This is a genomic window from Bradyrhizobium sp. CCBAU 51753 (genome assembly GCF_015291565.1).
Lineage (GTDB): Bacteria > Pseudomonadota > Alphaproteobacteria > Rhizobiales > Xanthobacteraceae > Bradyrhizobium > Bradyrhizobium ivorense.
Window position 1 is genome coordinate 2,767,204 of the sequence record NZ_CP030037.1, and the last position, 13,661, is coordinate 2,780,864.

Sequence of the window (13,661 nt, forward strand, 5' to 3'; positions counted from 1 at the left end):
TTTGCATGGGGTTGTTTTTCGGGTTTTGGCAGTCCGCCTCCCACGGAACTCCCCTACGATCCCTTCAGCGCCCAGATCTTGACGTCCGTGGTGTCGACCTTTCGCGGCAGCAGGCCCTCGGCCGTAAACGTGTCGGCAATGCGCTGCTGTTCTGACAGGCCGGCGGACGTGACGGCGCCGACCTTGCAGGAGCGGTGGCTGTTGGCTTCCTCGACGGTGGCAGCGTCGATGCCCCAGAGCCCGGCGAGCAGCGTCGCGGCCTCCTTAGGATTGGCTTTGACCCAGGTTCCGGTCTCGACAAGCTTGGCGAAGATCACGTTCAGCGCATCGCTACGCTTCTCCGCGAACGCCGCGGATGAAAGATAGTAGCGCTTGTAGCTGGCAAGCCCATTGCTGCCGTCGGTCAGGATGCGAGCGCCGGACTGGCGCTGCGCGCTGGTGAGGAAGGGGTCCCAGGCGACCCAGGCATCGACATTGCCGCTGACAAAGGCGGCGCGGCCGTCGGCCGGCGTCAGATAGGCCGGCGTGATGTCCTTGAAGGTCAAGCCGGCCTTGGCCAGCACCGCAAGCAACAGGAAGTGGCTGCCGGCGCCCTTGGTCACCGCGATCTTCCGGCCCTTGAGATCGGCAGCCGTTTTGATCGTAGAGTCTTTCGGCACGAGGATCGCTTGCGCCGAGGGCGATGCTGCTTCCTCGGCGACATAGGCGAGCTTGGCGCCGGCGGCCTGCGCAAAGATCGGCACGGTGTCGGCGACATCGGCGCCGAAATCGACGCTGCCGACGTTGATGGCTTCGAGCAGAGGAAGCCCGCTGGTGAATTCGTGCCAGGAGACGGTGATGCCCAGCGGCGCCACCGCCTTCTCCAGCGCGCCGTTGGTCTTAAGGACCGCGGTCAGCGTCGATGATTTCTGGTAGCCGATCCGGATCTCCTCAGCCGCGGCGGGCCGAACCGCCGCGGTCATCATCAGCAATCCAAGCGCGCCGACGGCAAGGCGTCGCGTGATCGATGCGGTGGGCGTTGGCGAGGGAAGGTGGGCGAAGATCGGCATGGCAAGACGTCCTGAAGCGGTCTGAGTTCCCGCCATTTGGATTCAATCGCGGGCTGCTGGCAATTGCGGAGAATTCACCGAAGCTGGTGCATTTTTCTCCATTCGGCTGCTGCTAGAGAAGGACGTTTTGCGCGCCATTCTATTCGGCGGCGTCGGGATGCGGCGTCGCGGAGGGTGCGTGGCGGTGGCTGGCGCCGGGATGCGTGACATGCAGGCGCGGCCCGCGTCCAGGAAACAGCTTTTCGCGCAGCGTGCCGTCCCGATAGGCGGTCTTGTAGATGCCGCGCGACTGCAATTCCGGCACGATGAGGTCGACAAAGGCGTTCAGCGATTCCGGCGCGACCAGGCGGAACAGGTTGAAGCCGTCGACGTCGGTCTCCTCCGCCCAGGCGATGAGCTCGTCCGCGACATCCTGCGGCGAGCCGACGACGAAAGGTGAGCGCGCGCCGGCGCGGCTGAGCGTTGCGAGATCGCCGATACGGACGGGGCGATCGCTGCGCAGCGTGAAATTCTCGACCATCGATTGGATCGCGTTGCTCTCGACATATTGCACCGCCTGGTCGGGGCGATAGGTGGAGAAATCGATGCCGGTCCAGCCGGAGAGCAGGGTGAGCTGGCCGGCCTGGTCGACATGCTCGGCATATTCCGCGAGCAGATCGTTGGCTTCCGCACGTGTTGGGGCAACGATCACCGTCGCACCCGCAAACAGGCGGATATCATAGGGATCGCGCCCGAATTCCTTGGCGGCATCGCGGATGTCGCGAACGGCGCGAGCGAGGATCGGCTTGGTCTGGCCGTTGAGGAAGATCGCCTCCGCATGCCTTGCGGCAAAGGCGCGGCCACGCTTCGAAGTCCCGGCCTGGTACAGCAGCGGCGTACGTTGGGGAGAAGGTTCCGCAAGATGGATGCCGTCCACCTTGTAATGGCGCCCCTCGTGCCGGATGCGATGGATCTTCGCGGGATCCGTGAAGATGCGAGATGCGCGGTCGCGACGGACCGCACCGTCCTCCCAACTGCCTTCCCATAATTTGTAGGTTGCAGCGAGAAACTCCTCGGCCGCTTCATAGCGGTCATCGTGTGCGCGATTTGCATCGAGGCCCATCCCGCGGGCACCGCTGTCGAGATAGCCGGTGACGATGTTCCAGCCGATCCGCCCGCCGGTCAGATGATCGAGCGTCGAGAAGCGGCGGGCGAACTGGTACGGATGCTCGTAGGTGAGGTTGGAGGTGATGCCGAAGCCGAGATGCTTCGTCACAAGCGCCATGGCGGAGACGAGCAGGGTCGGTTCCGCATTGGGCAATTGGACGGCTTGGCTCAGGGCTGTATCCGGATTGCTGCCATAGACGTCGTAGACACCGAAGACGTCGGCCAGGAAGATGCCGTCGAGCAGGCCGCGCTCGGCGGTCCGCGCATAGTCGACCCAGTAATCCAACGAATTGTAGTTGAGCGAATTGTCGCGCGGATGCGACCACAGGCCGGCCCAGTTGTGGCTCGGCGCCATCATGTTGAAAGCATTGAACCGAAGTTCTCGCGGTCGCGCCATCGATCTGTCCCGACAATGAGTAGTTTTGGCGCAACTTATCATCTGATCGACGATGCATTGTTTTCTATTCGGATGTCGGGAGTGAAAATCCTGCTGCGCGGCAATCGAATGCAGGAACGTTTTTGATCGACGCTTCCGCATCGCACAGAAGCGTCATGTCGAAGCCGCACGCAAATCCGATCGATGTCCATCGTGCGTCGGCTCACCATGTGCGTGGCCCGGGCAAAACAAACCATTTGTGTTGGCCGCGTCTGCTGAAACATTCGCGGTGTTCCATCTCACTACGACAGTACGCGCATCGCTATTTTTCCGGATGTCTCGACAGCGCAAAAAAGCTGCGCATCATTTGTCGATCCGTAACACTGAACTCGCGGACTCCAGGAGATATCGAGATGCCGGTCGAAACCAAGAACGTCGAGACGCTCGCCTTGCATGGCGGCTCCTACCGGTCGGATCCGGCAACGGGGGCCGTCGCCGTTCCGACCTATCAGACGACGTCATTTCAGTTCGAGAGCACGGATCACGCATCGCGTCTGTTCGCGCTGGAGGCGCTCGGGCAGATCTACACCCGGATCAAGAACCCGACGGCCGACGCCTTCGAGGAGCGGCTGGCGGCGCTGGAGGGTGGCGTCGCGGCGCTTGCCGTCGCGTCCGGCCAGACCGCCTCGGCGTTCGCCATCTTCAATATCGCGCAGGCCGGCGACAACATCGTTTCCTCGACCGATCTCTATGGCGGCACCTGGACGCTGCTGTCGCAGACGCTGAAGCAGTTCGGCATCGAGGTCCGTTTCGTCGATCCGGCCGACCCGGAGAATTTCCGTCGCGCCACCGACGCCAGGACTCGCGCCTATTTCGCCGAGACCTTGCCGAACCCCAAGCTCAACGTGTTTCCGATCCGGGAGGTCGCGGATATCGGCCGTTCGCTCGGCGTCCCGCTGATCCTCGACAATACCGCGACGCCGATCATCGCGCGCCCGTTCGAGCACGGCGCCGCGATCGTGGTCTACTCGACGACGAAATATATCGGCGGCCACGGCACCTCGATCGGCGGCGCGATCATCGACGGCGGCAATTTCGACTGGGCGGCGCATGCGGAGCGGTTTCCGCTGCTGACGCAGCCGGACGACGCCTATCACGGCGCGATCTGGACCGAGGCGGCCAAGCCGCTCGGCCCGATTGCCTACATCTTGCGCGCCCGGGTGAAGCTGCTGCGCGATCTCGGCGCGGCGATCGCACCGCAGAACGCATTCCAGTTCATCCAGGGGCTCGAGACGCTGCCGCTGCGGCTGCGCCAGCACAATGAGAACGCGATCAAGGTTGCGGACTTCCTGGCCAAGCATCCAGCGGTCTCGCATGTGATCTTCCCGGGATTGCAGAGCGGCGAGAGCCGCCGGCGTGCGGACGCCTACCTGAAGGGCGGCTATGGCGCCCTGGTCGGCTTCGAGCTGAAAGGCGGTGTCGAGGCCGGTCGCCGCTTCATCGACGCGCTGAAGCTGTTCTATCACGTCGCCAATATCGGCGATGCGCGGTCGCTCGCGATCCATCCGGCATCGACCACCCATCAGCAGCTCTCTAGCGCCGAACAGCTCGCGGCCGGCGTTACGCCCGGCTATGTCAGGCTCTCGGTCGGGATCGAGCATCCCGATGATATCCTCGCCGATCTCACCCAGGCGCTCGCGCAGGCCGAGGTCGGCGGTAGTGCCCGCAAGGCGGCGTGATCAAAACGAGAAACGGATTCACGACAATGAAGACTCTCTTGCGTTTGGCGCAGGCCGCTGGCTTGTCGCTGGCTTTGATCGGTTCTGCATGGGCCGGCGAACCATTGAAGATCGCGACCAGCGCGGGCCCGGTCGGCCAGCTGGCGGCGTTCGCGGCGAAGCTCGCGAAGAACAAGGGGCAGGACGTCAAGATCGTCGAGCTGTCCGACTGGGTCGCGTTGAATGAGGTGGTCAACAGCGGCGACGTCGACGCCAACCTGTTCCAGCACGCGACCTATCTGGCGCTCCAGAACAAGCAGCGCGGCTTCAATCTCGTCCAGGTCGACAAGGTCGGCGTGATCGCGCCGGTCGGGCTGTTCTCGAAGAAGATCAAGTCGCTCGAGGAGATCAAGTCGGGCGACAGCGTCGCAATCCCGAACGAGCCGCTCAACGGCGCACGCGGATTGATCCTGCTCGAGCGCGCCGGGCTGATCAAGCTGGCGCCGGGCAAGGGCTTTTCGGTGAGCCGGTTCGATATCATCGACAACCCCAAGAACTTGAAGATCGTGGAGCTCGATCCTGCACAGACCTATCGCTCGCTCGATGACGTCACTCTCGCGCTGGTCAACATCACCTATCTGATTCCGGCCGGCGGCGATCCGAAATCGGCGCTGATCATTGACCGCACGGTGGATGATGGCCTGGTGCTTCGGTTCACGGCGCGGCCGGACAAGCAGGACGATCCGCGCCTCAAGGCCTTCATCCAGGTGTTCAACTCGCCCGAGGTCAAGCAGTTCATCGAGGAGAAGATTCCGGCGTTCATTCCGGCCGGCTTCAACAGCTAGACGCGGACGAGTTGCCGAGGCGGCTCCAGCTGTCCCTCGTTGCCTGTGCTGGCGAGCCGGGTGGCGAGGGCAGCACATTGGTTGCGGATGTCGGGAATGGCGATGATTTCCCAGAACGTGGCACGCGTGAGCGGACCGACTGCGAACAGGCGGCGCGAGATCGTGCCGTCGCGCTCGATGAGCGCGCAGTCGGAGGCGGTCTCGATGCCGATGCAGAGCGGGTCGACGCGGGCAAGGCCGCGTTCGAACAATCTGCGCACCGCCGGATTGGGCGTCGCGTGTGGATCCTTGACGATGCCGGTGCAGTCGACGACGGCGCCGACCTGCATGTTGCGGATCCGTGTATCGCCGCGCCGGCGATAGTTGATCAGTGATCCACTGTCGTTCGAGGCGATGCTGACCACCTTGGCGGCCATTAAGGTGAGTTGCCCTGCATACATCGCCTGCGTGACGCGAGCTTCGACCTCCGGCGCCATCCGATGCCGGTGTACGTCCCACCAGGCACGGGCGTGCTCGAGGAAGCGGCGTTTGGATGCCTGCGGAAGCTCGTGCCACAGCCGTTGGGTATAGGGCCGCAGGCCGTCGATCACGCTGCGCCAGTCACCGCCGTCGGCTGCGTTTCGTTCAATGTGACCGCGAAGCCAGCGGAGCAGCGCGGCGATGCCAGCGCCGAACGGAACATCGGCCTCGTCAATGCGCTGAGCATCGACGCGACGGTGCGCTTTCGCGAGCAGGCCGCGCCGTGACATCGCGATGATCGGCCCGCGGTGCCCATCGCGCAGCAGCGACAGGACATAGTCGACCATCGTCAATCCCGTACCGAGGAGCAGGACGGCTGCATCGGCATCGATCGGGGCGGCCGAGGGAGGCGCCCATGGATCGGCATAACCCGCGCGACTGGCTCTCATGTCATGCCCGGTTGCGAGAACGACGGTATCGCCTACCAGCGACTGGCCGTCGTCCAGCACCGCCGTCACGCCGGTCTCGCTCGCATGGATATCGACGCAGGTGCCGCGCACGATCGACAGTCGCTCGACATCCGCCGGTTCGGATGTGCGCTGCTCGAGCAGGCTCGCGATGTAGTCGCCATAGATGCGTCGCGGTACGAAGCAATAGGGATCCGGGCAGAGAGGCGCTTCGCGGTCATGCGAGGTCAACCAGCGCCAGAAATGATCCGGCTGGTCGGGCAGCGCGCTCATATTGGCGACGCGTACGTTCAGGAGATGATCGGGGTTTCCGGTATGATAGGCGATGCCGCGGCCGATGTCCGGCCGCTGCTCGATCAGCGTGACGCGAAGATTGCGCGTCGGCTGCTGCAGCAATTGATAGGCGAGCAGCACGCCGCTGGCGCCTCCGCCGATGATGATGATGCGACGTCCGTTGAAACCTGTCATGCTGTTGCCCACCGATCGGCTGGCCGCACAACGAGCGGCGCCAGGGATAAGGTTTCGCACGCAAACTCACGCGCGGCCTCGACGAGGAGGTCGCATGTTCACACGTGTCACACCGCAATCGGGTCGGCGCAGCGCCAGAGGAGCCAGCAATCAGCCGTGCGGCCCGAACAGGAATATCTCGTGAAAGTTGTCTCGTCCATCGACAGACGTGGCCCGCGCCAATCGTCGTTGCCAGCGTCGCACTCGCCGCGTGATCCGGCCGAGCGTGGAAAGCCAAGAAGAGGCCGTTTGCATCAAACCTCCTGAGCGTTCGAGATCCTCACGATAGCATGGCTTTTCTCTGGTCGAATGCGAATGTTGATAGCAATGATAACTTTGAAATCGACAGCATGTCGTGACGCCGCGTGCAGACAAGTCATTTCGTCCTCAAGCGTAGCAAAGAAAAGTCATTCCCCTGACGTGTTGACCGCGATGACTCGCCGGGGCCATTCAGTCGGTTCCATTTCTCGTGCAGCCTCCGCCGCAGAACCGATGTTCCGCCGTATCGACAATTTTGGATTTCCATTTCATTGATTTCGACGTCCGAGCAGGCGATGACCTGCAACGCAAATTCCACGGAGAGTAGAATGTCGTTTCGTCCCGTCCTGATCCTCGCCACCATGCTCGCCGCCTGGTCGGCTGACGCCACGGCCGAGACGATCAAGGTCGGCGTCACGCCGGGACCGCATGCCCAGATTCTCGAAGCGGTGAAGCCGATCGCGGCGAAGGGCGGGCTCGACATTCAGCTGATCGAGTTCTCCGACTATGTCGTGCCGAATGCCGCGCTGGATGCCGGCGACATCCAGGCCAACTCGTTTCAGAACCAGCCCTATCTCGACAACCAGAAGGCCGATCGCGGCTACAAGATCGAAGTGGTGGGCCTGACCGTCAACTTCCCGATCGGCGTCTATTCCAAGAAGCACAAGAATTGGGCCGATATCCTTGACGGCGGGAAGCTCTCGATTCCGAACGACCCGACGAATGGCGGACGCGTGCTGCTTCTGCTGCGCGACAAGGGCGTGATCAAGCTGAAGGACGGCACGGGCTTCAAGCCGACGGTGCTGGACATCGTGGAGAATCCCAAAAAGCTGAAATTCGTCGAGGTCGACGCAGCGCAAGCTCCACGCGCGCTCGACGATGTCGACGCTGCGGCGATCAACACTAACTACGCGACGCAAGCTGGGCTCGATCCGGTCAAGGATCCGATCCTGCGCGAAGACCCGAAGGGACCGTACGTCAATCTGATCGCGGTTCGCGCGGCCGACAAGGACAAGCCGTGGGTCAAGATCCTGGTCGACAGCTATCACACGCCCGAGGTCAAGGAGTTCGTCCTGACCAAGTTCAAGGGTGCAGTGCTGCCGAGCTGGTGATCAGTGCCGTCGGTCGGCGCGCGCCACTGGAGGTCAACTTTTCGTCTGGATTGATTACTTGGCGCAAACCTATGCGGAGCGATCCAAGATCATTCTTCTGGTTGAGCACAAGATGGATGTCGTGCGCGAGCTGGCCGACAGGATCATCGTGCTGCACAACGGGACACTTGTGGCCGACGGCAAGCCGGCTGACGTGATCGCGATGCCGATTGTCCAGGAGGCCAATCTGGGCCTCCCTGGCCCGGAGGGCTTACAATGAACGCGCTTTCGCTGGAAGGCGTGCACGCGCATATCGGGGCCTATCACATCCTGCACGGCGTGCATCCGGTCGTCCCGAAGGGAAAAGTGACTATGTTGCTGGACGCAATAGCGCGGGCAAGACCACGACGCTGCGGACCATCATGGGACTATGGCGCGCCTCGCGCGGCAACATCCGATTTGATGGAAAGGAGATTGGGGCGCTGCCGACGCCGTCGATCTCCGCAATGGGAGTCGCTTACGTGCCCGAACATATGGGCATCTTCGCCGATCTGACCGTGAAGGAATGACTATGAGAGGCTGGCCGACAAGCGGATCGACTTTGCGGCGCGCTTAGCAGTCCAGGGTCGTCTCTCGCTCCCACCGGGTCAGATGACGTGAAAAATCGCTCCACTCTTGATGCTTCAGCTTTAGAAAGGCGGGAACGTAGGCGCCGAGGCTCTCGCAGAGCAGCTTGGAGCCTTCCAGTGCGCGCAATGCGTCGAGTAGATTGAGCGGCAGCTTCTTCACGTCCTTCACGAGGTGACCGTCGGTATACATGTTGATATCGAGACGCTTGCCGGGGTCGCGATTGCTCTGGATGCCGTCGAGGCCTGCGGCCAAGATCGCCGCCTGCATGGCGTAGGGGTTGGCGGCGCCATCGGCCAGCCGCAGTTCGAACCGTCCCGCCTCGGGAATGCGAATCATGTGGGTACGGTTGTTGCCCGAGAACGTCACCGTGTTTGGGCTCCAGGTCGCGCCGGAGATGGTGCGCGGCGCGTTGATGCGCTTGTAGGAATTGACCGTGGGGTTCAGGATGGCTGCGAGAGCGTCGGCGGAATGAATAATCCCGCCGATGAAGGCGTAGCCGGTGGCGGAGATTCCAAGCTCTCCCTTGTCGTCCTCGAAGACGTTCCGGTTGCCGTTCCATAGCGAGACGTGGACGTGGCAACCATTGCCCGTCAGACCCGAAAACGGCTTTGGCATGAACGTCGCGCGCAACTGGTGCCTTTCGGCGATCGACTTCACCATATACTTGAAGAAAGCGTGCCGGTCGGCGGTGGTCAGGGCGTCGCTGTAGTCCCAGTTCATCTCGAACTGGCCGTTCGCATCCTCATGATCGTTCTGATAGGGCTTCCAGCCCAGCGCGAGCATACTGTCGCAGATCTCGCTGATGACGTCATAGCGCCGCATCAAGGCGGATTGATCGTAGCACGGCTTGGCTTGACGATCGGATCCGTCGCCAATGCTCTCGCCGTCCGGTGAGATCAGGAAGAATTCGCACTCGACGCCACTCTTGAGCTGGAAACCGCGCTCAGCCGCTTTGCCGATCAGGCGCTTCAACACATTCCGCGGTCCCTGTTCGACCGGCTTGCCGCTCATCCAGAGATCGGCTGCCAGCCAGCCCACTTCCGGTTTCCACGGCAACTGGATGAGGCTGGCCGGATCGGGGATCGCGAGCATGTCGGGATCCGCCGGCGTCATGTCGAGCCACGTCGCAAAGCCGGCGAAGCCCGCCCCGTTCTTGGCCATTCCGCCGATCGCTTCGGCAGGGACCAGCTTGGCGCGCTGTGTTCCCACCAGATCCGTATAGGAAATCAGGAAGTACTTGATCTTCCGTTCTTTGGCGACTTCAGCAAGGTCGATTGACATGGTGCCTCTTTACTCAAGATGAGTGTCAGAATCAGTCCCGGCCAGGAATCCAGCTTGTGCCCACAAGCGGCACGCGCGTGATGGCGGCCGCCTCGACGGTGAGTGCGACGAGATCTTCGGGTTCGAGATTGTGTATGTGGCTCTTGCCGCAGGCGCGCGCGATGGTCTGCGCCTCGAGGGTGAGAACTGAGAGGTAGTTGGCCAGGCGTCGGCCCGCCACGGCCGGGTCGAGCCGCTTGGCCAGTTCGGGATCCTGGGTCGTGATGCCTGCAGGATCGAGACCTTCGTGCCAATCATCATAGGCGCCGGCCGTGCTACCCAGTTTCTGATATTCGCTCTCGAGCGCCGGGCTATTATCACCCATGGCGATCAGGGCGGCAGTCCCGATCGCGACCGCATCGGCCCCGAGCGCAAGTGCCTTGGCGACGTCGGCGCCATTTCGAATTCCGCCGGAGACGATGAGCTGCACCTTGCGATGCATGCCGAGCTCCTGAAGCGCTTCAACGGCAGGACGGATCGCCGCGAGCGTCGGAATGCCGACATTCTCGATGAAGACCTCTTGCGTCGCGGCCGTGCCACCCTGCATGCCGTCGATAACGACGACGTCGGCGCCGGATTTCACCGCCAGCGCCGTGTCGTAGTAGGGGCGGCTCGCGCCGACCTTCACATAGATCGGCTTCTGCCAGTCCGTGATCTCGCGGATCTCCTCGATCTTGATTTCTAGATCATCCGGGCCTGTCCAGTCCGGATGCCGCGAGGCCGAGCGCTGGTCGATGCCTGCCGGCAAGGTCCGCATTTCGGCGACGCGTTCGGAGATTTTCTGGCCCAGCAACATGCCGCCGCCGCCCGGCTTGGCGCCCTGTCCGACCACGATCTCGATCGCATCGGCACGACGCAGATCGTCCGGGTTCATGCCGTAGCGAGAGGGAAGCAGTTGGTAGACCAGAATCGAGGAGTGCTCGCGCTCCTCGTTCGTCATGCCGCCGTCGCCGGTCGTCGTGCTGGTGCCGACGGCCGTCGCGCCGCGGCCCAGCGCCTCCTTGGCAGGAGCCGATAGGGCGCCGAAACTCATCCCGGCGATCGTCACGGGAGTCTTGAGATGAATCGGCCTCTTGGCAAATCGCGAACCGAGCACGACGTCCGTCCCGCATTTCTCGCGATAGCCCTCCAGAGGGTAGCGCGACACGGAGGCGCCGAGAAACAGCAAGTCGTCGAAATGCGGCACGCGCCGCTTCGCGCCACCGCCGCGGATATCGTAGATGCCCGTCGCCGCTGCGCGTTGGATTTCCGAGATGGTGTATCGGTCGAAGGTCGCCGAGAAACGCGGTTCGGTGCGGATTGGCTTTGCAGATGACATCGTCGGCCTTCAGTAGGAAGAAAGATTGTCGATGTGGAAGTTGTAGAGACGACGGGCCGACGCATACATGCGGAAATCCTCCGGACTGACGGTTTCCACGCCGGCGCCGGCGAGAATGCCGGAAAGCCGGGTCTTGTCGTCTGCCGACATGGGCTTTTCGATGCAGTCGGCACCGAGGCTCTTGACCCTGCCGCGGACGAAGACGGTAGCCTCGTAGATTGAATCTCCGAGCGCCTCGCCGGCGTCGCCGAGCACGACGAGATTGCCGGCCTGCGCCATGAACGCGCTCATGGCGCCGATCGAACCTTTGACGATGATGTCGATGCCTTTCATCGAGATCCCGCAGCGTGCGGCGGCATCGCCTTCGACGATCAGAAGCCCGCCCCGGCCGGTGGCACCGGCGGATTGGCTCGCGTCTCCCATGACGTGAACCCGGCCCGACATCATGTTCTCGGCGACGCCCTGTCCGGCGTTGCCGTGAATCGTGATCGAGGCCTGCTTGTTCATGCCCGCGCAGTAATAGCCGACATTGCCTTTGATCACGATGTCGATGGGGGCATCCACGCCGGCGCCAATGGCGTGCTTGCCGCCCGAATTGGTCACCTGCCAAAGGGTCTCGTTGGTGTCTGGCGTCAGGCGATGGAGCGCAGCGTTCAAATCCCGGACGGATTGCTGTTCAAGATCGACCACGTGCATCACCGACGTTCCCAGGCATAAACGGTGGCGGGCTCGGGCTCGAAGACGCGCGCCTTATCTATTCCGGGCAGCACGGCGAGCGCGCGAAATTCCGAGCCGAAGGCGACATAGTCGTCGGACTCGGCCAGCACCGCCGGTTTGCACGCAACGGGATCGCGCAGCACGGCAAAGCCGTCGCGGGTGCCGACCACAAAGGTAAAAAAGCCGTCGAGCGCATCAAGGCTGGACGTCAGTGCCTCCTTGAGGCTGTCGCCTTCGCGCATCCGCCAGGTCAAATACCCCGCGGCAACCTCCGAGTCGTTCTCGGTCTCGAACACGAGTCCCTCGCGTCGAAGATTGCGCCGTACGGCGTTGTGGTTCGAGAGCGAGCCGTTGTGGACCAGGCACTGGTCGTCTCCGGTCGAGAACGGGTGAGCGCCTTCCGTGGTCACCGCCGACTCCGTCGCCATGCGGGTGTGGCCGATGCCGTGCGTCCCGCGCATCGCGGATATGGAGAAACGGTTCGCCACGCGTTCGGGAAGCCCGACTTCCTTGTATATCTCCATGCGCGACCCCGCGCTCACGACATCGATGTCGGGCGCATGTTGAGCCAGCCAGGTCAACGCCTGCGCGCGCCGGTGCTTCGGAATTGTCAAGACGACATGGTTGGAGCGCCGGATGAGATCGACGCCTGCCTCGATCGCGGCGGCAAGCTTTCCCGCGAGATCGCCATCCGCCGCCGGATCAGCTGCGCGGAGCGTCAGCTTGATCAGATCGTCGGCGCCCGATCCATAGACGGCGATGCCGGCGCTGTCGGGACCGCGCGCCGACATGGTCGCGAGCATGCGCGACAGGTGCCCCCCAAGCTCCGGTTGAAGCCGCTCGTTCTTGAGAAACAATCCGACGATGCCGCACATGCACTGCTCCTTCGCTGGGGAACAATGTAGCAGCCCGAACCTGTCGGTCAACTGTCAGGAATAAAAATTTCCTGATAAGAAATTGAGCAAGGCTCTGCAACCAGATTAGGCGGGGCGCCGCGGATACACGATGATCGACAGGTAGGTCATGGGCCGCTTGACCAGGACCTCGGGGCCGTGCAGCGCGCCGGAATCGAACATAAGGGAATCGCCCGGGCGCAACCGATAGCTCTTGCTGCCGTGCCGATAGAGCACCTCGCCACTCAGCATGTAGATGAACTCGGTTCCGGCATGCTGGAATTCGGTGTAGGCCTCGGCTCCTTCCTTCAGCGTGATGAGATACGGCTCGACGACGACGTCGTCGTCGTTGACGTGCCCGAGCAGCTGATAGACGTGTCCGACCTTGGTGCCGCGGCGTTCGATCACGACGCCCTGCTTGGCGCGAACGAACGAGCAGTCGCGACGCTCCTCGGACGCCGCAAACAACCGGCTGAGCGGTACCGTCAGCGCCTGCGCGATCGACTGCAGCGTAGAAAGCGACGGGGAAATCTGGCCGTTTTCGATCTTCGATAGCATGCCGCCGGAGATGTTGGCGGCATTTGCAAGATCGTTGACAGAGAGATCCTGCTCGCGGCGCGTATCCCTGATCTTGGCGCCGAGCGCGCGCTCGAGACTCCGGTCACTGGCGACCGGAGCGCTCGACCCGGTATGGTAGGTGGAGTTCGCGTCGGTCGCGTCCGTCGATCGCACTGCAGTCTTTCGTCTCATGTGTTGGTCCCTCTCGCGTCGCCCCTCGTAACATGTCGGCGGGGCGGGCCGATAATGATTTCTGCAACCGGAGCGGGTCGATTGTCGCTTGTCCCGCGCAAACTTTTCGGCGTGAAG

At 62.8% G+C, this 13,661-nt stretch carries 11 protein-coding genes and 2 pseudogenes; 5 read left to right on the forward strand and 8 right to left on the reverse strand.

The annotated features are described in order from the left end of the window. Positions 1-53 precede the first annotated feature (53 nt). The gene (locus XH93_RS12330; RefSeq protein ID WP_194473707.1) at positions 54-1,049 is read right to left on the reverse strand and encodes an aliphatic sulfonate ABC transporter substrate-binding protein; all 996 of its coding nucleotides are present in this window, start codon (positions 1,047-1,049) and stop codon (positions 54-56) included. A 139-nt stretch (positions 1,050-1,188) separates the two neighbouring features. Beyond that, positions 1,189-2,592: an LLM class flavin-dependent oxidoreductase gene (locus tag XH93_RS12335; protein ID WP_194473708.1), complete on the reverse strand. Its 1,404-nt coding sequence runs from the start codon at positions 2,590-2,592 to the stop codon at positions 1,189-1,191. Positions 2,593-2,984: 392 nt separating this feature from the next. On the opposite strand from XH93_RS12335, the gene XH93_RS12340 reads away from it, so the two are divergent. Beyond that, complete coding sequence (locus XH93_RS12340; protein WP_194473709.1) at positions 2,985-4,310, forward strand: O-acetylhomoserine aminocarboxypropyltransferase/cysteine synthase family protein; 1,326 nt, start codon at positions 2,985-2,987, stop codon at positions 4,308-4,310. A gap of 26 nt (positions 4,311-4,336) precedes the next feature. Then, positions 4,337-5,134: a MetQ/NlpA family ABC transporter substrate-binding protein gene (locus XH93_RS12345; RefSeq protein ID WP_194473710.1), complete on the forward strand. Its 798-nt coding sequence runs from the start codon at positions 4,337-4,339 to the stop codon at positions 5,132-5,134. Here XH93_RS12345 and XH93_RS12350 read toward each other — a convergent pair. Next, entirely contained in the window at positions 5,131-6,528 is a 1,398-nt protein-coding gene (locus XH93_RS12350) for an FAD/NAD(P)-binding protein (RefSeq protein ID WP_194473711.1), read from the reverse strand. The two genes, XH93_RS12345 and XH93_RS12350, sit on opposite strands and share 4 nt — an antisense overlap. Positions 6,529-7,154: 626 nt before the next feature. On the opposite strand from XH93_RS12350, the gene XH93_RS12355 reads away from it, so the two are divergent. The 3 genes and pseudogenes from XH93_RS12355 to XH93_RS12365 all read left to right on the forward strand — a co-directional run. Continuing rightward, a complete protein-coding gene (locus XH93_RS12355; protein WP_194473712.1) occupies positions 7,155-7,937 on the forward strand; it encodes a MetQ/NlpA family ABC transporter substrate-binding protein in 783 nt (260 codons plus the stop codon). 79 nt (positions 7,938-8,016) lie between these two features. Next, positions 8,017-8,196 (forward strand): annotated as a pseudogene (locus XH93_RS12360) (ABC transporter ATP-binding protein); the annotation flags it as partial. Beyond that, positions 8,193-8,482 (forward strand): annotated as a pseudogene (locus XH93_RS12365) (ATP-binding cassette domain-containing protein); the annotation flags it as partial. The pseudogenes XH93_RS12360 and XH93_RS12365, both read left to right, overlap by 4 nt. 46 nt (positions 8,483-8,528) lie before the next feature. Here XH93_RS12365 and glnT read toward each other — a convergent pair. The 5 genes from glnT to XH93_RS12390 all read right to left on the reverse strand — a co-directional run bounded on the left by glnT (position 8,529) and on the right by XH93_RS12390 (position 13,544). Continuing rightward, entirely contained in the window at positions 8,529-9,827 is a 1,299-nt protein-coding gene (glnT, locus tag XH93_RS12370) for a type III glutamate--ammonia ligase (protein ID WP_139487308.1), read from the reverse strand. Positions 9,828-9,858: 31 nt separating this feature from the next. Further along, on the reverse strand, positions 9,859-11,184 hold the full coding sequence (locus XH93_RS12375) for an FMN-binding glutamate synthase family protein (protein ID WP_139487309.1): 1,326 nt from the start codon (positions 11,182-11,184) through the stop codon (positions 9,859-9,861). 9 nt (positions 11,185-11,193) lie between these two features. After that, positions 11,194-11,880, reverse strand: a complete 687-nt coding sequence (locus XH93_RS12380; protein ID WP_139487310.1) for a protein glxC — start codon at positions 11,878-11,880, stop codon at positions 11,194-11,196. Then, positions 11,880-12,776 carry a glutamine amidotransferase family protein gene (locus XH93_RS12385; RefSeq protein ID WP_139487311.1) on the reverse strand — a complete coding sequence of 299 codons (897 nt, stop codon included), beginning with the start codon at positions 12,774-12,776 and terminating at the stop codon, positions 11,880-11,882. Before XH93_RS12385 ends, XH93_RS12380 begins: the two co-directional genes overlap by 1 nt. A gap of 105 nt (positions 12,777-12,881) precedes the next feature. Next, a complete protein-coding gene (locus XH93_RS12390; protein WP_139487312.1) occupies positions 12,882-13,544 on the reverse strand; it encodes a cupin domain-containing protein in 663 nt (220 codons plus the stop codon). Positions 13,545-13,661: the final 117 nt, after the last annotated feature.

What these genes read in the sequence shown, in the direction of transcription:
- XH93_RS12330 (WP_194473707.1), bottom strand. Translation starts at nt 1,049, where the DNA reads ATGCCGATCTTCGCCCACCTTCCCTCGCCAACGCCCACCGCATCGATC.
- XH93_RS12335 (WP_194473708.1), bottom strand. Translation starts at nt 2,592, where the DNA reads ATGGCGCGACCGCGAGAACTTCGGTTCAATGCTTTCAACATGATGGCG.
- XH93_RS12340 (WP_194473709.1), top strand. Translation starts at nt 2,985, where the DNA reads ATGCCGGTCGAAACCAAGAACGTCGAGACGCTCGCCTTGCATGGCGGC.
- XH93_RS12345 (WP_194473710.1), top strand. Translation starts at nt 4,337, where the DNA reads ATGAAGACTCTCTTGCGTTTGGCGCAGGCCGCTGGCTTGTCGCTGGCT.
- XH93_RS12350 (WP_194473711.1), bottom strand. Translation starts at nt 6,528, where the DNA reads ATGACAGGTTTCAACGGACGTCGCATCATCATCATCGGCGGAGGCGCC.
- XH93_RS12355 (WP_194473712.1), top strand. Translation starts at nt 7,155, where the DNA reads ATGTCGTTTCGTCCCGTCCTGATCCTCGCCACCATGCTCGCCGCCTGG.
- glnT (WP_139487308.1), bottom strand. Translation starts at nt 9,827, where the DNA reads ATGTCAATCGACCTTGCTGAAGTCGCCAAAGAACGGAAGATCAAGTAC.
- XH93_RS12375 (WP_139487309.1), bottom strand. Translation starts at nt 11,184, where the DNA reads ATGTCATCTGCAAAGCCAATCCGCACCGAACCGCGTTTCTCGGCGACC.
- XH93_RS12380 (WP_139487310.1), bottom strand. Translation starts at nt 11,880, where the DNA reads ATGCACGTGGTCGATCTTGAACAGCAATCCGTCCGGGATTTGAACGCT.
- XH93_RS12385 (WP_139487311.1), bottom strand. Translation starts at nt 12,776, where the DNA reads ATGTGCGGCATCGTCGGATTGTTTCTCAAGAACGAGCGGCTTCAACCG.
- XH93_RS12390 (WP_139487312.1), bottom strand. Translation starts at nt 13,544, where the DNA reads ATGAGACGAAAGACTGCAGTGCGATCGACGGACGCGACCGACGCGAAC.